The 17679-nt window shown below is 70.4% G+C and carries 15 protein-coding genes; 4 read left to right on the top strand and 11 right to left on the bottom strand.

What is annotated here, in order from left to right:
- The first annotated feature begins 47 nt into the window (after window positions 1–47).
- Both IWX89_RS00475 and IWX89_RS00470 read left to right on the top strand, forming a co-directional pair.
- A complete protein-coding gene (locus IWX89_RS00475) occupies window positions 48–1616 on the top strand; it encodes a carboxylesterase/lipase family protein (RefSeq protein ID WP_196901642.1) in 1569 nt (522 codons plus the stop codon).
- Window positions 1617–1721: 105 nt separating this feature from the next.
- Window positions 1722–3302, top strand: a complete 1581-nt coding sequence (locus IWX89_RS00470; protein WP_196901641.1) for an APC family permease — start codon at window positions 1722–1724, stop codon at window positions 3300–3302.
- Here the strand turns inward: IWX89_RS00470 and mgrA are convergent.
- Together mgrA and IWX89_RS00460 are read right to left on the bottom strand one after the other, a co-directional pair.
- The gene (gene mgrA, locus IWX89_RS00465) at window positions 3299–4324 is read right to left on the bottom strand and encodes an L-glyceraldehyde 3-phosphate reductase (protein ID WP_196901640.1); all 1026 of its coding nucleotides are present in this window, start codon (window positions 4322–4324) and stop codon (window positions 3299–3301) included. The two genes, IWX89_RS00470 and mgrA, sit on opposite strands and share 4 nt — an antisense overlap.
- A gap of 75 nt (window positions 4325–4399) precedes the next feature.
- The gene (locus IWX89_RS00460; protein WP_196901639.1) at window positions 4400–5101 is read right to left on the bottom strand and encodes a TMEM175 family protein; all 702 of its coding nucleotides are present in this window, start codon (window positions 5099–5101) and stop codon (window positions 4400–4402) included.
- A gap of 91 nt (window positions 5102–5192) precedes the next feature.
- Between IWX89_RS00460 and purL the strand changes: the two genes are divergently transcribed.
- Together purL and IWX89_RS00450 are read left to right on the top strand one after the other, a co-directional pair.
- The gene (gene purL / locus IWX89_RS00455) at window positions 5193–7502 is read left to right on the top strand and encodes a phosphoribosylformylglycinamidine synthase subunit PurL (protein WP_196901638.1); all 2310 of its coding nucleotides are present in this window, start codon (window positions 5193–5195) and stop codon (window positions 7500–7502) included.
- Window positions 7503–7876: 374 nt separating this feature from the next.
- Window positions 7877–8602, top strand: coding sequence for a DUF559 domain-containing protein (locus IWX89_RS00450; protein ID WP_196901637.1), 726 nt, complete (start codon window positions 7877–7879; stop codon window positions 8600–8602).
- Window positions 8603–8784: 182 nt separating this feature from the next.
- Here the strand turns inward: IWX89_RS00450 and IWX89_RS00445 are convergent, their stop codons facing one another.
- The 9 genes from IWX89_RS00445 to IWX89_RS00405 form a co-directional block, all read right to left on the bottom strand.
- The gene (locus IWX89_RS00445; RefSeq protein ID WP_196901636.1) at window positions 8785–9717 is read right to left on the bottom strand and encodes an SDR family NAD(P)-dependent oxidoreductase; all 933 of its coding nucleotides are present in this window, start codon (window positions 9715–9717) and stop codon (window positions 8785–8787) included.
- Window positions 9714–10097: a chorismate mutase gene (locus IWX89_RS00440; protein WP_196901635.1), complete on the bottom strand. Its 384-nt coding sequence runs from the start codon at window positions 10095–10097 to the stop codon at window positions 9714–9716. The genes IWX89_RS00445 and IWX89_RS00440 overlap by 4 nt, the downstream gene beginning before the upstream one ends.
- 114 nt (window positions 10098–10211) lie before the next feature.
- Window positions 10212–11177 carry a DMT family transporter gene (locus IWX89_RS00435; RefSeq protein WP_196902084.1) on the bottom strand — a complete coding sequence of 322 codons (966 nt, stop codon included), beginning with the start codon at window positions 11175–11177 and terminating at the stop codon, window positions 10212–10214.
- 310 nt (window positions 11178–11487) lie between these two features.
- Window positions 11488–12132, bottom strand: coding sequence for a GNAT family N-acetyltransferase (locus tag IWX89_RS00430; RefSeq protein ID WP_196901634.1), 645 nt, complete (start codon window positions 12130–12132; stop codon window positions 11488–11490).
- 82 nt (window positions 12133–12214) lie between these two features.
- A complete protein-coding gene (locus IWX89_RS00425) occupies window positions 12215–13501 on the bottom strand; it encodes an adenylosuccinate synthase (RefSeq protein WP_196901633.1) in 1287 nt (428 codons plus the stop codon).
- A gap of 1 nt (window position 13502) precedes the next feature.
- Window positions 13503–13997 (bottom strand): DUF3151 domain-containing protein, encoded by a 495-nt coding sequence (locus tag IWX89_RS00420; protein WP_196901632.1) that lies wholly within the window; start codon window positions 13995–13997, stop codon window positions 13503–13505.
- Between the two features lie 109 nt (window positions 13998–14106).
- Window positions 14107–14682, bottom strand: coding sequence for a TetR/AcrR family transcriptional regulator (locus tag IWX89_RS00415; RefSeq protein WP_196901631.1), 576 nt, complete (start codon window positions 14680–14682; stop codon window positions 14107–14109).
- A gap of 10 nt (window positions 14683–14692) precedes the next feature.
- Window positions 14693–16780 carry a YhgE/Pip family protein gene (locus IWX89_RS00410; protein WP_196901630.1) on the bottom strand — a complete coding sequence of 696 codons (2088 nt, stop codon included), beginning with the start codon at window positions 16778–16780 and terminating at the stop codon, window positions 14693–14695.
- Window positions 16781–17458, bottom strand: coding sequence for an ATP-binding cassette domain-containing protein (locus IWX89_RS00405; protein WP_196901629.1), 678 nt, complete (start codon window positions 17456–17458; stop codon window positions 16781–16783).
- Window positions 17459–17679: the final 221 nt, after the last annotated feature.

Here is a 17679-nt window from a genome sequence, read left to right as displayed (position 1 = left end):
CACCAGCACCAGCACCGAGAAGGCCAGCAAGAGGAGACGAGGACGGCATGAGCGCGATCCTGGCCTACGACACACCGGTGCCGCTGCCTGGCCGCCTGGATGTGCGGGTCACCGGCGGCATCGTGCGCGGCGTGCAGGAGGACGGCATGCTGGCCTGGCGCGGGATCCCCTACGCCGCTCCGCCGGTGGGCGAGTACCGGTTCCGCGCGCCCCAGCCCGTCGTGCCGTGGGACGGCATCCGGGACGCGTCGGCGTTCGGGCGGATCGCGCCGCAACCGTACAAGGGCCAGTTCAAGGGGGCCGGGCCGAAGGTGCCCGCCGGCGAGGACTGCCTGACCATCAACGTGCTGCGCCCGGCGGCGCCCTCCCGCAAACGGCTGGGCCGGCCGGTGATGGTGTTCATCCACGGCGGCGGGTACAGCGTGGGCTCGTCGCAGGAATTCGCCGGCCGCGGCGAACGCTTCGTGCGGAGCGGCCGGGTCGTCTACGTCAGCTTCAACTACCGGCTCGGCGCGCTCGGCTACCTCGACTTCAGCCGGTACTCGACGCCGGAGCGACCCCTCGAGAGCAATCTCGGGCTGCGCGACCAGGTGGCCGCCCTGCAATGGGTGCGGGACAACATCCGTGCCTTCGGCGGCAACCCGCACAACGTGACGGTGTTCGGCGAATCAGCCGGCGGCAACGCGGTGATCACGCTGATGGCGACACCGAGCGCCACGGGCTTGTTCGCCCGGGCGATCGCGCAGAGCGCCCCGACGAACGCCGCGTTCTCCACCGCGCTCACCGACGGCTGGGCCGCGGAATTCGTCGACGAGCTGCGGGCGATCACCGAGGTTCCCAGCGAGGAGCAGGCCGACCCGAATGACCTGCTCTGCTCCGCTGAGGTCGCCGACCTGACCCGCGCGGCCGTGGTCGTGCAATCCCGCACCCCCGACGCCAACCCCGGCACGTTCTGCCTGGTGCCCGTCGTGGACGGCGACTTCCTGCCCGAACGGCCGCTCGACGCGTTCCGGCACGGGCGGGCGCACCGGGTGCCGCTGATCATCGGCACGAACGAGCGGGAGGGCTCGCTGTTCCGGGGCCGAGTGGACATCCTCCCCCGGTCGCCGTGGCGGATCGTGTCCGTCTACGACAACGCCCCCGTGGCCTCGCACGACGCGATGCGGGCGGTGTACTCCCGGCTGCCGGCGAACCGGTCGGCCGTCGACTTCGGCGGCGACTTCGTGTTCTGGTACCCGAGCATGCAGATCGGCGAACTGCACTCCCGGGTGGCGCCGGTCTACGTGTACCGGTTCGACCTGGCCCCCCGGCTCATGCACCTGCTCGGCATCGGCGCCACCCACGGCCTGGAACTGTTCGCCCTGTTCGAGCAGGTCGACGCCCCCTTCGCCCGGGCGATGAGCCTGCTCGGCGGCCGCGCGGCGTTCATCGGCGCCGGGGAAGGGATGCGGCGGCACTGGCTGCGTTTCGCCGTCACCGGCCGGCCGGACGACACCTGGCCGACCTACACCGAGACCGAACGCCTGACCTTGATCATCGACGAGGAGGACAGGATCGAGTCGGACCCGCGCGGGGAACGGCGTGCGGTCTGGCAGAGCTTCATGCCCGAGTTCTGAGCGCCGCGGCCCCTGCCCGCCCCGCCGGTACATCCGGCCGGTGCGGCGGGTGCCAAACGGGGGTAGAACAGTCACTAGCCACCTCGCCCACCGTTGGGAGCACCGATGACCGACACCGTTCCCCCGCAGCCGGACCAGGTCGACAGCAAAGGCCTGAAGGGCGGCGCGCTCGGCCTGGTGTCGAGCATCGTCGTCGGGATGGCCTCCACCGCGCCGGCCTACAGCCTCGCCGCGAGCCTGGGCTTCATCGTGGCCAGCGGCGGCGCGCTCCTGGCCGGGGTCAAGGCGCCCGGCATCGTGCTGCTGGCTTTCATCCCGATGTACCTGATCGCCGTCGCCTACCAGGAGCTGAACAAGGCCGAACCGGACTGCGGCACCACGTTCACCTGGGCGAGCCGGGCATTCGGCCCGATCACCGGCTGGCTCGGCGGCTGGGGCATCATCGCCGCCGACGTGATCGTGATGGCCAACCTGGCCCAGGTCGCCGGCTCCTATTCGTTCGTCTTCCTGGGCGACCTCGGCCTGACCGGGGTCGCAGATCTGGCCAACGACCAGTTCTGGTCCACCGTCGCCGGGGTGCTGTGGATCACCGTGATGACCTACATCTGCTACCGCGGCATCGAACTCTCCGCACGGATCCAGTACTGGCTGCTGGCGATCGAGGTGATCGTGCTGGTCATGTTCGCCGTGTACGCGCTGGTGCGCGTCTACTCGGGGAGCGCCGAGAGCTACTCCCTCACGCCCAGCCTGGACTGGTTCAACCCGTTCACCCTCGACTTCGGCACCGTGATCGCCCCGGCCGTGCTCACCGCCGTCTTCATCTACTGGGGCTGGGACACCGCCGTCTCCGTGAACGAGGAGACGGAGGACCCCGGCACCACCCCCGGCCGCGCCGCCGTGATCAGCACCTTCCTGCTGCTCGGCACCTACGCCCTCGTCACGGTCGCCGCGATCGCGTTCGCCGGGGTCGGTACCGACGGGATCGGGCTCGGCAATGACGCGAACTCGGCGGACGTCTTCACCGCCATCGGACCGGCGCTGTTCGGCAACAGCGTGCTGGGCAACATCGCGATGCTGCTGCTGGCCGCGTCCATCCTGACCTCGGCGTCCGCGTCGACCCAGACCACGATCCTGCCGACCGCACGCACCGCACTGTCGATGGCCGTCTACCGGGCCCTGCCGGAACGGTTCGCCCGGATCCACCCCCGGTTCCTCACCCCGACCTGGTCGACCGTGGCGATGGGGGCTGTCTCGATCGGCTTCTACGTTCTGTTCACGCTGATCAGCCCCCGGCTCCTGGGCGCCCTGATCGGCTCGGTCGGCCTGATGATCGCCTTCTACTACGGGCTGACCGGCTACGCCTGCGTCTGGTTCTACCGCAAGACCCTGTGGTCGTCGTTCCGGAATGTGATCATGCGCGGGGTCTTCCCGCTGCTCGGCGGCCTGATGCTCACCGCCGCGTTCGGCTACGGGCTGGCGCAGTACGCCCTGCCCGACTGGTTGCAGGACGACAACGGCAACAACGTCACGATCTTCGGCATCGGCGCCGTCGCGGTAGTGGGGATCGGAGCGATGCTGCTCGGGGCCGTGCTGATGCTGGTCTGGTGGAGGGTGCATCCGCCGTTCTTCCGCGGCACGACCCTGCCGCGCCGAACGGACGGGGTCGTGCCGCAGCAGGAGGCCTAGACGGCGGCCGACTGAGCCCAGAGGTTGATGCCCAGGTCGACCGCGTGCAGGTCGATGCGGGCGAGTTCCTCGTCGTCGAAGGCCAGGTTGTCCAGGGCGGCCAGGTTCGTCTCCAGCTGGGCGACGGATGACGCCCCGACCAGGGCGGACGTGACCTCGCGGCGCCGCAGCACCCAGGCCAGCGCGAGCTGCGCGAGCGACTGCCCGCGGTCGGCCGCGATCGCGGTGAGCGCCCGGATGTGCCCGAGCGTCTCCTCGTTGATCATGTCCTTGCTCATCGAGCCGGGGCGGGCTGCCCGCGAGCCCTCGGGCACCCCGTGCAGGTAGCGGTCGGTGAGCAGCCCCTGGGCCAGCGGCGAGAACGCGATGCAGCCGACGCCGAGCTCGTCGAGGGTGCCGAGGAGTTCGGTCTCGACCCAGCGGTTGGCCATCGAGTAGGAGGGCTGGTGGATCAGCAGCGGGGTGCCCAGGCCGGCGAGGATCTCCGCGGCCTGCCGGGTGCGCTCGGGCGAATAGGACGACACGCCGGCGTAGAGGGCCTTGCCGCTGGTGACCGCGGTGTGCAGGGCGCCCATGGTCTCCTCGAGCGGCGTGTCGGGGTCGGCGCGGTGCGAGTAGAACACGTCGACGTAGTCGACGCCCATCCGGCCGAGCGACTGGTCCAGGCTGGCAAGCACCGACTTGCGGGATCCCCACTCGCCGTACGGTCCCGGCCACATGTCGTAGCCGGCCTTGGTGGAGATGACCAGTTCGTCACGGTGCGCGGAGAAATCCTGCCGCAGGTGCGCGCCGAAGTTCGTCTCGGCGCTGCCGTAGGGCGGGCCGTAGTTGTTGGCGAGGTCGAAGTGGGTCACCCCGAGGTCGAACGCGCGGCGCAGGATGTCCCGCTGGGTCTGGCGCGACGTGGTGTCGCCGAAGTTCTGCCACAGCCCCAGGGAGATGGCGGGGAGTTTGAGGCCGCTCCGCCCGGTGCGGCGGTAGGGCATGGAGTCGTGTCTGGTGTCAGCGGGGAGATAGGTCACCCATTCATGCTGGCACACTCCGCCTCGTCCCGGGCGGGCGGGTGGTCGGTCGGTCGGTCGATCGGTCGAGCGTGCTCAGTCGCCGGCCGGCTCGAGATCGGCCGGGCGTCGCCCGCCGGCCCGGTGGGCGAGGAACGACAACGGCCAGATCAGGATCCAGCTGTACATCGCGGCGAGGGGCTGGCCCAGCAGGGCGATCACGATCGACGCCGCCAGGACGACAGCGCTCACCAGGCTGTTGCGGAGCAGGTAGCGGTACACGCCACGGTCGACCGCGGGGTGCAACAGTCCGGCGCGACGCGCGGCCACCCACAGCCAGGCCTGCACCGCGCTGATCGCGGCCACCGTGGCCGCGTACAGCACCACGGCCTCCGTCACCTCGCCGTACTCGCTCAGCACGGCCGTGGGGAAGGGCACGAAGGCCACGAGCAGCAGGAGCAGCAGGTTGATCTGCACGAGACGCCGGGTGAAGCCCGTGATCACCCGGAACTTGCGGTGGTGGCTGGCCCAGTTGATCCCGATCACCGCGAAGCTCAGCGCATAGGCGAAGAACTTGGGGGTGAGGTCGACGAGGGCCTCGCCGAGCCCGCCGTCCGGCACGTCCGGCACCCGGATGTCGAGCACCAGCAGTGTCATCGCGATCGCGAACACGGCGTCGCTGAAGAACTCGACCCGTTCGGTTCCGCTGCCGGCGGCGAGGAGCGCGCGATACCGGTCGGCCACACCAGGGGGCCGAACCCTGCGGGGCGGGGCCGGGACGGACTGGTCGGCGCTCATGCGACCAACGTACCGTCCGGCTGGGGAGGAGAACAGCCCGCGACGGTAGACTTGCGGGGCCAAGCATCCGCTATCCCTGGGAGAACGCCTCGTGACCGCTGTTTCCACTTCATCCTCCCGCGGCGTCGCCGACACCGTGACCAACGCGATCGCGACTCCCGACAAAGAGCAGCCGTTCGACGCGCTCGGCCTGACCCCGGGCGAGTACGCGGAGATTCGCACCATCCTCGGCCGCCGCCCCACCTCGGGCGAGCTCGCGATGTACTCGGTGATGTGGAGCGAGCACTGCTCCTACAAGAGCTCGAAGAAGTACCTGCGCCAGTTCGGCGACAAGGTCTCCCCCGCCATGAAGAAGAACCTGATGGTCGGCATGGGCGAGAACGCCGGCGTACTCGACGTCGGCGAGGGCTGGGCGGTCACGTTCAAGATCGAGTCGCACAACCACCCCTCCTACATCGAGCCGTTCCAGGGCGCCGCGACCGGCGTCGGCGGCATCGTGCGCGACATCATCTCGATGGGCGCCCGCCCGGTCGCCGTGATGGACGCCCTCCGCTTCGGCGACATCGACGACCCCGACACCATTCGCGTCGTGCACGGCGTCGTCTCCGGCATCTCCTTCTACGGCAACTGCCTCGGCCTGCCCAACATCGGCGGCGAGACCTGGTTCGACAAGGTCTACCAGGGCAACCCCCTCGTCAACGCCCTCTCGGTGGGCGTGCTCCGGCACGAGGACCTGCACCTGGCCAACGCCACCGGCGCGGGCAACAAGGTCGTGCTCTTCGGGGCGCGCACCGGCGGAGACGGCATCGGCGGGGCATCCATTCTCGCGTCGGACACCTTCTCCGAGGGCGGGCCGACCAAACGCCCCGCCGTGCAGGTCGGCGACCCGTTCGCCGAGAAGGTGCTGATCGAGTGCTGCCTCGAGCTGTACCGCGACAAGCTCGTCGAAGGCATCCAGGACCTCGGGGCGGCCGGCATCTCCTGCGCGACCAGCGAGCTCGCCTCCAACGGCGACGGCGGCATGTTCATCGAGCTCGACAAGGTGCTGCTGCGGGACCCGTCGCTCACCGCCGAAGAGATCCTCATGTCGGAGAGCCAGGAACGGATGATGGCCGTCGTCACCCCGGAGAAGCTCGCCGGGTTCCTCGCCGTCACCGCGAAGTGGGACGTCGAGACCAGCGTGCTCGGCGAGGTCAACGACTCCGGCCGGCTGATCATCGACTGGCACGGCGAGGAGATCGTCAACGTGGACCCGCGCACCGTCGCGGTCGACGGCCCCGTCTACGACCGCCCCGTGGCCTACCCGGCCTGGCTCGACGCGCTGCAGGCGGACACGGCATCCGCCCTGCCCCGCCCGACGGATGCTGCCACCCTCCGGGAGCAGTTCCTCGCCCTGCTCGGCTCGCCCAACCTGGCCGACCCCAGCTGGATCACCGACCAGTACGACCGGTACGTGCTAGGCAACACGGCGCTCTCCTTCCCCGACGACGCGGGCATGATCCGGATCGACGAGGAATCCGGCCTCGGCTTCGTGATCGCCACCGACGCGAACGGCCGCTACTGCCAGCTCGACCCATACCGCGGCGCGCAGCTCGCCCTCGCCGAGGCGTACCGGAACGTGGCCGCGACCGGCGCGGTGCCGGTGGGTATCAGCGACTGCCTCAACTTCGGCTCGCCGGAGAACCCCGAAGTGATGTGGCAGTTCGAACGCGCCGTGACGGCGCTGGCCGACGGCTGCCTCGAGCTGGAGATCCCGGTCACCGGCGGAAACGTCTCGTTCTACAACCAGACCGGCGACCAGCCGATCCACCCGACCCCGGTCGTGGCCGTGCTCGGCGTGATCGACGACGTCGCCCGCCGCGTGCCCAGCGGCTGGCAGGACGACGGCCACAACATCTACCTGCTCGGCATCACCCGTGAGGAGCTCGACGGCTCCGCCTGGGCCGGCGTCATCCACGACCACCTCGGCGGCATGCCGCCCGTGGTCGACCTGGCCGGGGAGGCCACCCTCGCCGGGCTGCTGCACGCGGCGTCGGTGGAGGCGCTGATCGACAGCGCGCACGACCTCAGCACGGGCGGGCTGGCGCAGACGCTGGCCGAGGCGGTGCTCCGGTTCGGGGTCGGCGCCCGGGTGTGGCTCGGCGACATCTGCGAGCGCGACGGGGTGGACGCATCCGTCGCCCTGTTCTCGGAGTCGGCCGGCCGCGTGGTCGTGTCGGTGCCGCGCGAGGACGACGTGAAGTTCCTCGGCCTGTGCGAGGGGCGCGGCTACCCGGTGCTGCGCATCGGCGTGACGGATGCGACGGCGCCGGTGCTCGAGATCCAGGACTACTTCACGGTGAGCCTGCTCGACCTGCAGTCACGCCACCGCAGCACCCTGCCGTCCCGCTTCGCGCAGTAGCGAGCGATTCGGCCGCGAGAGCGGGTGAATCGTCGGTTTCAGCGTCTGATACCGACGATTCACCCGCTCTCGTGTGAGGGCACCTCGGGTCGGGCCGGGGCGCCGGTGAGGCGCCGGCGAGGGTGCTGGGGTTCGGGTGTGGATGAATCGGGCGAACGGATGCCGGTTTGGGGCATCCTCGGGGGATGAAACGGGCTGGGAAGCTCCCGCACCACTTGAGCGCCCGAGCATTCACGACGGCAGAGGGACTCGATGCCGGTCTCAGCCGTGAGCGTTTGCGGCGTGCCGACCTGGAGCATCCGTTTCGGGGCCTGCACGCAGCCCCCGGGACCACCACCACGATCGAGTCCCGGATCGTGGCCTACAGTCTGCGGATGTCCCGCGACCAGTTCTTCAGCGACGTGACCGCGGCCATCATCCTTGGTCTGCCCTTGCCGCTCGGCCTCGCGCGTTCGCAATTGCTGCACGTGTGCACCGACGAGCCGGCCGCCCGGCACGGAAGCTCCGGGGTCATCGGCCACCATGTCCGCGCCGGGAGCATTGCCGTCGTGGAGGTCCGGGGGCTGCGGGTCACATCGCCGGTCGATACCTGGTGCCGACTCGCATCCGTGCTCGATCTCGACGACCTGATCAAGGTCGGCGATGCGCTGGTTCGCCGCAAGAAACCGCAAGCGACGATGGAGTCGCTTCGGGCAGCAGTCCTGCGCTATGCGGGGCATCGGGGCGTGAGGAAGCTGCGCGAGGCCTTCGAATGGGTGCGGCCCGGGGTCGACTCCCCGAAGGAGACCGAGTTGCGTCTGTTGATCGTGCGAGCAGGGCTGCCGGAGCCGGAGGTGAACTGCGACATCGCCGACCGCTTCGGGGTGAAGATCGCCACCGGGGATCTGGTCTACCGCCGGTACCGCGTGCTCGTCGAATACGACGGCGAGCAGCACCGCACCGACGAGGATCAGTATCACTGGGATGTCGACCGGCTCGACCGGATCATGGAGGAGGACTGGCGGGTGATCCGGATCAACAAGTCCCACCTGCGAAGGATGCCGGCGTCGGTGCTCCGCAAGGTCGAAACGGCACTGCGCGCCGCTGGATGGCGTCCCTGACGCAGATCGCGTCGCAGCGGTGCCCCTCCGTGCGCGGCATGCGCGGCACTTCCGTGCACGCGAGAGCGGGTGAAACGTCGGTTTGGACAACTCAGACCGACGATTCACCAGCTCTCGCGGCGTGCAGCGGGGAGCAGCGGAATGACTCGACCTGGGCGGGCGCCGCAGCGGGGATGGGCGTGCTACAGCGGGAAGGGGACACCCAGGAGTTGCTCCGAGCGCGACCAGAGCGACTCGGCGACCGCCCGGTCGAGGGAGGTGCGGGTGGGTCGTTGCAGCGCCGGGGCGCCGCGGGTGATCAAGCGGGGGCCGTAGTACTGGCCGCCGACGGCATCCGGTTCGGCGGCGGCGCGCACGACCGACCAGGCGCCGCGATCCTTGCCCTGGGCCATGAGACCCTGCAGGTTGTCGACGAAGCGCGTGCCGCGGCTGGGCTCGCTGACCCCGCGGATGCCGGGCGTCAGCCCCGAGATCGAGTAGCCGGGGTGTGCGACCAGCGATGCGACCCCGCCGGGACCGCCGGCATCCGCTGCCCGCAGCCGGCGGTCGAGCTCGAACCCGAACACCTGCAGGGCGATCTTCGACTGCGCGTAGGCGGTCCACTGCCTGTAGCCCGCCTCGAGCTGCAGGTCGTCGAGGGTGGAGTCGATGATGCGGGAGATCATCGAGCCGAGGGAGACGACCCGGCTGCCCGGCGTGCGCCGCAGCGCCGGCAAGACCAGCGCGGTGAGCGCGAAATGGCCCAGGTAGTTGGTGGCCAGCACGAGTTCGTTGCCGTCGACGCTGACCTCCCGGTGGCGCGGCGGGTGCACGATCCCGGCGTTGAGGATGAGGCCGTCGATGGCCGGGAGTTCGAGCAGGGCGTCGGCCGCCCGCCGCACGGAGGCAAGGTCGGCAACGTCGAGCGGCACGGTCGAGACGGATGCCCCCGGCACCCGCCCGCGGATCGCCCCGGCGGCGGCCCGGGCCCGGTCAGGGTTGCGGCAGGCGAGCACGACGTGGGCACCGGCATCCGCGAGCTGCTCGGCGGTGAAGTAGCCGAGCCCCGCGTTGGCGCCCGTGACCACGAAGGTTTTGCCGGCCTGGCCGGGAAGGCGTCGCGGGTTCCAGGTCACGTGGCCGGGTTCGTTCCGGTCGCGGCGGATCCGGCCGCACGGGCGGCGCCGTTCGTGTTCTCGGTGCCGGCGATCTTCTCGTGGTGGTGGATCACCTCGGCGATGATGAAATTGAGGAACTTCTCGGCGAACGCCGGGTCGAGTCTTGCCTCCTCGGCGAGGCCGCGCAGGCGCTGGATCTGCAGCAGCTCCCGGGTCGGGTCGGCCGGCGGCAGACCGTGCGCGGCCTTGAGCCGGCCGACCTGCTGGGTGAACTTGAAGCGCTCGGCGAGCAGGTGGATCAGCGCCGCATCGATGTTGTCGATGCTCTGCCGGATGCTGCCCAGCTCGTCGATCGCATCCTGCCCCGCGCCCGCGGGCAATTCCTCTGCTGCTGCCATGGTTCGACGATACCGTGCGGCCGAAATCACCGCCGACTTCGACCCTTCCGGTCGAGGCCGACGGGTGTGCGGAGCGGGCTCGACCGGAATGGCGGATCTCGGCGGGGCGGGGACTCAGCGGCGCGGGGACTCGGCCGCGCGGGGAGCCTCGGCCGCGCGGGGAGCCTCGGCCGCGCTGCCGGGAGGAGCCTCGCGGGCGGCCGCCGAACGGCGCGGCGGCAGCCGGAGCCGTTTCTGGGCGAGCAGGATGCCGAGGAGCACCAAGGCGGCGCCGAGCGGTTCGTGCCAGGACAGGGTTTCGCCGAGCAGGAGCACTCCCAGCAGCACACCGACCACCGGGGTGACGTAGGTGACCGTGGACGCGTTCGTCGGCCCCCAGGCCCGGAGCACCTTGATGTTCCAGATGTACGCGACCCCGGTGCCGAGCGCCCCGAGCGCGACCAGGCTCAGCACGATCGGCAGGGTGAGGGCCACCGGATGCCACGCCAGCACCGGGGTGAGCAGCAGCATGATCGCCCCGCCGAGCCCGATGTTGAGGAACGCGAAGGTCGCTCCCGCGATCGGCCGGCCGCTGAGGAACCGGCGGGTGTAGCCGAAGGTGAAGCCGTAGCAGACCGCGGCGCCCAGGCAGGCGAGCTGGCCCCAGAGGTCGCCGGTCAGGGCCGCGTACTGCCACGGCCCGATGATCACGACCACGCCGAGGATGCCGGCGGCCACGCCGACCACCTGGCCGCGGACGAGTCGCTCCACCCGGAAGGCCAGAGTGGCCATCAGCGCCGTCATGATCGGGGTGACGGCGTTGTAAATGCTCGCCAGGCTCGAGGACACGTACTGCTCTGCCCACGCGAACAGGAGGTGCGGCACGACGCATCCGGTGATCGCGATCACGAGGAAGTGCAGCCAGACGATGCGCTCGCGTGGGAGCACCGGGCCGTGGTTCACGCGGGGCCGGGTGACGAGCACGATCAGGCCCAGGGTGAGGCCGCCGAGCACGAGGCGGGACCAGGCCACCTGGCCGAAGCTGACCCCGGCCAGGGCGACCTTCATGAACAGGAAGCTGGAGCCCCAGACCACGCCCATGCCCAGGAACTGGAGGGTGACGAGGGTCTTGCCCTTCGTCGGAGTGTCGATCACCTGCCGACCCTATCGCGGCCGCGCGCGGCCGGCGACGGTTCCCACCTCGACGGCCGAAACCCGCCGAGTTCTACCCTTTCGGTCGAGGCCGACCGGTGTGGGGGGCGGGCTCGACCGAAACGGCAGAACTCGGCGGGAGCGGGAGCGGGAGCGGAGCGGGAGCGGGAGCGGGAGCGGAGCGGGAGCGGGAGCGGGAGCGGGAGCGGGAGCGGGAGCGGGAGCGGGAGCGAAGCGGGAGCGAAGCGGGAGCGGACCCCTAGCTCAGCTGGCCGATTCGGTAGTGCACCGCCTGGGTGGCGTAGCCGTCGAGCCGCGCCCGGAGGCCGGCCCGCACCCGCGGCCACTCGTCCTCGAGCACCGAGTACACCACGGTGTCGCGCCAGCTTCCGTCGGCGCGGCGTCGCTCGCGGCGGATGGTGCCCTCATAGGTGGCCCCGATGCCCGCGATCGCGGCGCAGGAACGCACGTTCAGCGCGTCGGCCTGGATCTTCACCCGGCCGAATCCGTGCTCGAAGGCGAGGCCGAGCAGGAGGAGCTTGGCCTCGGCGTTGACGGCGGTGCCCCAGACCCGCGGGTCGTAGGCGGTCCAGCCCAGGTGCGCCGTGCCGTTGGCCAGGTCGAGGTCGCCGAGGGTCGAGGTGCCGACCAGGTCGCCGTCATGCGGGCCGCCGATCAGGCGCACCGCGTAGGGCAGTCCCGCCCACTGGTAGTAGCCGAGGGCCCAGTCGATGAAGTCACCGAGGCCGGCACGCAGTCCGGCCGGCCCGCCGCCGTAGCCTCCGGCGAAGACGGCCGGCTGGGCGATCGCCCGGTGCAGCTCGGGCAGCAGCACGCGCGTCAGCGGCTCGAGCTGCAGGTACTGGCCCGCGATCGTCGCGGGCGCCGGGCGGAGGGCGCTCATCCCGACATTGTGCCAGCAGAACGTGACGGAGCGGTGAACGGATGCCGACGAAACGGTTCGCCGCCGGCATCCGTTTCTCTGCTCAGTCGACGAGGTCGTGCCGGGAGATGATCGCTTCGCGGCCGGGGCCGACGCCGATCGCCGAGATGCGGGCGCCGCTCATCTTCTCGATGGCGAGCACGTAGTCCTGGGCTGCGCGGGGCAGGTCCTCGAATGTGCGGGCGCCCGTGATGTCCTCGGTCCAGCCGGGGAAGTCCTCGAAGATGGGCTTGGCGTGGTGGAAGTCGGACTGCGACACCGGCACCTCGTCGAAGCGCACGCCGTCGACGCTGTAGGCGACGCAGACCGGGATGACGTCGAGGCCGGTCAGCACGTCGAGCTTGGTCAGCACGAAGTCCGTGACACCGTTGATCCGGGCCGTGTACCGGGCGACGGGTGCGTCGTACCAGCCGCAGCGACGGGGGCGGCCGGTGGTCGTGCCGAACTCGAAGCCCTTGGCGCGCAGGAACTCGCCCGAGTCGTCGAACAGTTCGGTCGGGAAGGGGCCGGCGCCGACGCGGGTCGTGTACGCCTTGACGACGGCGATGATCCGGTCGATCCGGTTCGGGCCGATGCCCGAGCCGGTCACCGCGCCGCCGGAGGTGGCGTTCGAGGAGGTGACGAACGGGTAGGTGCCGTGGTCGACGTCCAGCATGGTCGCCTGGCCGCCCTCGAACAGCACGGTCTTGCCGTCGGTGAGCGCCTGGTGCAGCAGCAGGGCGGTGTCGGCGACCATCGGGCGCAGGCGTTCGGCGTAACTGAGCAGGTCCTCGACGACCTCGTCGACCGAGATCGCGCGGCGGTTGTAGACCTTGACCAGCAGGTGGTTCTTCTGCTCGAGCGCGCCCTCGACCTTCTGGCGCAGGATGTTCTCATCGAAGAGGTCCTGCACGCGGATGCCGACGCGGTTGATTTTGTCGGCGTAGGTCGGGCCGATGCCACGGCCGGTGGTGCCGATCTGCCGCTTGCCCAGGAAACGCTCGGTGACCTTGTCGACCGTGCGGTGGTACTGGGTGATGATGTGCGCGTTCGCGCTCACCCGCAGCTTCGAGACATCCACGCCACGGGAGATGAGCGCGTCGAGCTCCTCGAAGAGGACCTCGATGTCGACGACCACGCCGTTGGCGATGATCGGCGTGACCCCGGCGGTGAGGATGCCGGAGGGCAGCAGGTGCAGCGCGTACTTCTCGGTGCCGATGACAACCGTGTGGCCGGCGTTGTTGCCGCCGTTGAACTTGACGACATAGTCGACCCGGCTGCCGAGAAGGTCAGTCGCCTTGCCCTTGCCCTCGTCGCCCCACTGGGCTCCGATCAAAACAATCGCTGGCATATCAGTTCTCTCCTCGGATGAAGAACGCCTCGGTGGGCGGGGCCGGGTCGTTGGCACGGTACCCGTCCGGCGTAATGGTTTCCTGCTCGATCCGGCTGATCACGGTGTGGTCGGCGTCGTTCAGGAAGGTGGTGAGGCGCTCGAACTCGTCGTTCTCGCCGATCTCCCGGGCGGCCCGGCGCAGCGCGTACAGCGCGCGGAGCACACCGCGGTTGGGTTCATGGGTCCACCGGACGGGACCGTGGCCGCGCCAGCCTGCCTTGCGCAGCGCGTCGAGGCCGCGATGGTAGCCGACCCGCGCGAAGGCGTAGGACTCGATCGTGCGGCCCTCCAGGTGGGCGACATCGGCGAGCACGGCCCAGGCGAGGGACGAGGTCGGATGCGCCGCCACGACCGAGGCGAGATCGATGCTGCCGGTTCGCCGGAGTGCCTCGATCACCTCCGGTTCCGCGGGAAGGAGGGTCTCGGGCTGCTCAATCAAGTTTTCGCCGGTCACACTCGATCTTATCGCGGACGGGCTGCCGACTCGTCGGGCGGCCTCGGAGCGGGGTGGGCGACGGTGATCTCGACAAGCTCGATCACCGGGTCCAGGCTCGATCACCGGGTCAGTCGCCGAGGAGGCCGCCGGAGAAGGAGTCCAGGATGGCGGCCGAGACCTCGTCGCGGGGCCTCTCCGGATCGAAGACCAGCCATTCCAGGCCCGACATGAGCACGGCCCCGAACACGCTCGACGCCATCAGGCCGCACGTGCCGTCGTCCCGGCTGCCCGGCTTCGCCTCGGCGATCGCGTCGGCGAAGACCGCGAGGGCCTCGTGCCGGAGCGCGAACAGGGTTTTCTGCCAGGTGCGGTCGGTGCGGAAGATCTCCGACGCCATCAGCTTGGCCAGGGCGGGGTTCGAGGCGATCCGGTCCAGCAGCGCGCCGATCAGTGCCTCGAGCGCGGCCCGCCCGTGCAGGCCGTCCCGTGCCTCCCGGAGGGTGTCGGCGAGCGCGCCGACCCCCTCCTGGAGCAGTTCTTCGAACAGGCGGTCCTTCGAGGAGAAGTTGTAATACAGGCTGCCCTTGGCCACCCCGGCCCGCTCCGCGACCTCGTCCATCGTGGTGCCGGTGATCCCCTTGGTGGCTGCCAGCTCCAGCGTCGCGTCCAGGATGGCGCGTTTGGTTCCGGTCGAGCGTGGCATGGCGTCCTTCCTAGATCGTCAGTTCGGGGTGCAGCCGGCCGACGGTCCACATCCGCTGCCGGGAGGCGCTCCAGGCGCTGAGGGCGATGGATCCCACCAGCATGACCAGCAGAACCGCTACCGAGACCCACAGTCTAGAGTCGATGCCGCCGGTGATGAGTTGCCGCAGCCCGGTGACCACGTAGGACGCCGGCATGAACGGATGCAGCGCCTGGAAGAATTCCGGCGTGGTCTCGACCGGGTAGGTTCCGCCCGACGAGCTCAGCTGCAGCATCAGCAGCACCAGGCTGACCACGCGGCCCGCGGCGGTGCCGAGCAGGATGATGAACATCTGCTGCAGGGCGAGGAAGGCGAGCGTGGTCAGGTAGATGAAGGCGCTCATCCCGAGCCAGTACCGCGGCTGGAGCCCGATCCCGTAGACCAGCACGAGCACCATGATCACGACCTGGGCGAGCCCCACGGCCATGGCCGGGAGGAACCCGGTCATCGTGGTGCGGAGCCCCGAGGCCGCGCTGGCCAGCGCCCGGGTGGGCAGGGCGCGCAGGATGAGCCAGGTGATCAGCGCGCCGACGAAGGTGGCCAGGGCCAGGAAGAACGGGGCGAAGCCCTCGCCGAAGCTGCTCGAGGCGTTCTCCCACCGCTGGTCGAGCGTGACGGGGCTGGCGATCACATCCGTCTTCCGGTCGATTTCGGCCTGGCTGAGGTCGGGGGCGGCCTGGCCTCCCTCCGTGAGCTTGTCGGAGAGGGTGCGGGAACCGGAGGCGAGTTTCACCGTGCCGTCCTGCAGTTCCGTGCCGCCGGCGACGAGTTTGGCCGAGCCGTCGGCGAGGGAGTCAGCTCCGGTCCGGAGTGCGCTCGATCCGTCGGCCAGGGCGTGCGACCCGGTGGCGGCGGTCGCGGCGCCCTCGGCCAGGCTCGCCGCGCCGGTGGACAACTGCCCGGCCCCGGTGGCGACCTGGGCCGCGCCCGGCGCCCCCGCGTTGAGCTTGCCGGAGAGCTCGCCGACTCCGGCCGAGAACTGGCCGCTCAGACCGGCATAGTCCCGGGTCTGGGCGACCGCGCCCTGCGCGCCGGCGTCGACGTCGGCCGCACCGGCCCGGAGCTTCTCCAGGGCCGGCCGGAAGGCCGCCGCGGGGGCGAGCGGGACGGCATCCATCGCCGCCTCGAGTTCGTCGAGGCCCTGGGCCACGGATGCCGTGCCGTCGGCGAGCGTGCCGGTGCCGTCGGCGATGGCGGTGGCGCCGCCCGCGAGCTGCTGGGACTTGTCGGCCAGGGTGGCGGCCCCGGTGGCCGCCGCCTGCATCCCCGCCGAGACCTGGCCGGTGCTGTCGGCGAGCTTCACGCTGGACCCGGAGAGCGCCCCGGCACCCTGGGAGAGCGTGTCGAGCCCGGTGGAGAGCGTGGCCGCACCGTCGGCGAGGCGCGCGGCGCCGCCGTCGAGGCTGGTCGCCCCGTCGGAGAGGGTGCCGAGCCCGGCGGTGAGCGTGCCGGCGCCGGCCTGGGCGGTGGAGATGCCGTCGGCGAGCGTCTTCGCGCCGGTGGCGGCCGAGCGGATGCCGCTGCCGGCGTCGTTCACGCCCACCAGCAGTGCGTTGACGGTCTGGTCGCCGATCTTCTCGGCCACCGCGTCGCGCAGCTGCACCATCGCCTGCTTGCCCATGGTGGTGGCGAGGAAGCTGTTGCTGTCGTTGTAGTCGACCTGGACCACGGCGGAGGTGGGCGTGTCGGTGCCGGCGGACACCGCGCTGGCGGAGAAGTCCCGCGGGATGGTGACGGCGAAGTAGTAGTCGCCGTCCTTCACGCCGGCCGCGGCATCCTTCGCGCTGGTCACCGTCCAGCCGAGGTCGTGGCCGTCGACGAGCTGGGCGACGAGGTCCTTGCCCGCAGTGACGGGCTTTCCGTCGCGGCTGGCGCCGGCATCCGCGTTCACGAGGGCGACGGGCAGGTTGTCCATGGCGTCATTGGGCGCCCAGAAGGCCCAGAGGTAGAGGGCCCCGTAGATGAGGGGGATGAACATGAGCACGACGAGGGCGATCTTGGGCATCTTGCCCTTGCCGAAGCGGTGCAGCTCGGTGCCGGAGGAGAGGAAGGCGAACATTCAGCGGTTTTCCTTGTTCATGAGTATGACGGTCGGTTCGATGCCGAGGTCGGACCACAGTTCGGTGTCCGGTGCGGTGGCGGAGGCGATCACGCAGGTGCCGCCCTCGACGAGGGCGGCGAGGCGCTGCCAGAGGATGCGGCGGGATTCGGCCGAGTGCACCTGCTCGACCTGGTCGAAGAAGAGGATGCTCGGCTCGTTCATCAGGGCGAGTGCGGCGCGGAGGAGCACGGTCTGCACCTCGTCGAGGTCCCAGATGACGGCGTCCGCGGCGGGGATCGGCACGTCTCCGAAGACGGCGGCGCAGACCCGCCGCACCTCGGTGTCGTCGACCGCGCGGATGAACGCCCACCAGGGCGACACCCAGGCCTCGCGTTCACGGATCGCCGCGCCGACCGTGACCGAATCCTCGAGGTTGTCGATGTCGTGGAAACCGGAGATGCCGGTGCGCTTCTGCACCCGGCGGGCGCGGCGCGGCAGCTCCTGGCCGAGCACGGTCAGGCTTCCGCTGGTCGGCTTCATCCGCCCGGCCAGGGTGAGCATGAGGCTGGTGCGCCCGCTGCCGGACGGCCCGCAGAGCACGGTGAGGCCGTCGCCGACCTCGAAGCTCAGCGGGCCGTAGACCCCACCGCGCTTGAATTCCAGGGCCAGGTCGTCCGCCCACACAGTCGACTGCACGTCGAACCTCTTTCCTTTTTGTACTGACCAGTCAGTATAGGTCGGCGTCCGGCCGGAACGCAAAGCCGCCAGTCCGCTGGGAACCCTTGTACTTGTACTGACTAGTCAGTAGATTGTGGGACGACCCCCGCGCCGCCAGGCGGCGTGTCGGGGGTTCAACCGGCCCGGCCCGTCCGGCGGCCGACCCGGGCATCAGCCCGCCAGAGCCGCCGCCCCGAACG

Source organism: Cryobacterium sp. MP_M3 (assembly GCF_015752155.1).
Lineage (GTDB): Bacteria > Actinomycetota > Actinomycetes > Actinomycetales > Microbacteriaceae > Cryobacterium.
The sequence above is the reverse complement of the archived record's forward strand: the minus strand, read 5'-3'. Positions and strand labels throughout refer to the sequence as shown.

Coding starts and splice junctions, on each gene's coding strand:
- IWX89_RS00475 (WP_196901642.1), top strand. CDS start 48: ATGAGCGCGATCCTGGCCTACGACACACCGGTGCCGCTGCCTGGCCGC.
- IWX89_RS00470 (WP_196901641.1), top strand. CDS start 1,722: ATGACCGACACCGTTCCCCCGCAGCCGGACCAGGTCGACAGCAAAGGC.
- IWX89_RS00460 (WP_196901639.1), bottom strand. CDS start 5,101: ATGAGCGCCGACCAGTCCGTCCCGGCCCCGCCCCGCAGGGTTCGGCCC.
- IWX89_RS00450 (WP_196901637.1), top strand. CDS start 7,877: ATGTCCCGCGACCAGTTCTTCAGCGACGTGACCGCGGCCATCATCCTT.
- IWX89_RS00440 (WP_196901635.1), bottom strand. CDS start 10,097: ATGGCAGCAGCAGAGGAATTGCCCGCGGGCGCGGGGCAGGATGCGATC.
- IWX89_RS00435 (WP_196902084.1), bottom strand. CDS start 11,177: ATGGGCGTGGTCTGGGGCTCCAGCTTCCTGTTCATGAAGGTCGCCCTG.
- IWX89_RS00430 (WP_196901634.1), bottom strand. CDS start 12,132: ATGAGCGCCCTCCGCCCGGCGCCCGCGACGATCGCGGGCCAGTACCTG.
- IWX89_RS00425 (WP_196901633.1), bottom strand. CDS start 13,501: ATGCCAGCGATTGTTTTGATCGGAGCCCAGTGGGGCGACGAGGGCAAG.
- IWX89_RS00415 (WP_196901631.1), bottom strand. CDS start 14,682: ATGCCACGCTCGACCGGAACCAAACGCGCCATCCTGGACGCGACGCTG.
- IWX89_RS00410 (WP_196901630.1), bottom strand. CDS start 16,780: ATGTTCGCCTTCCTCTCCTCCGGCACCGAGCTGCACCGCTTCGGCAAG.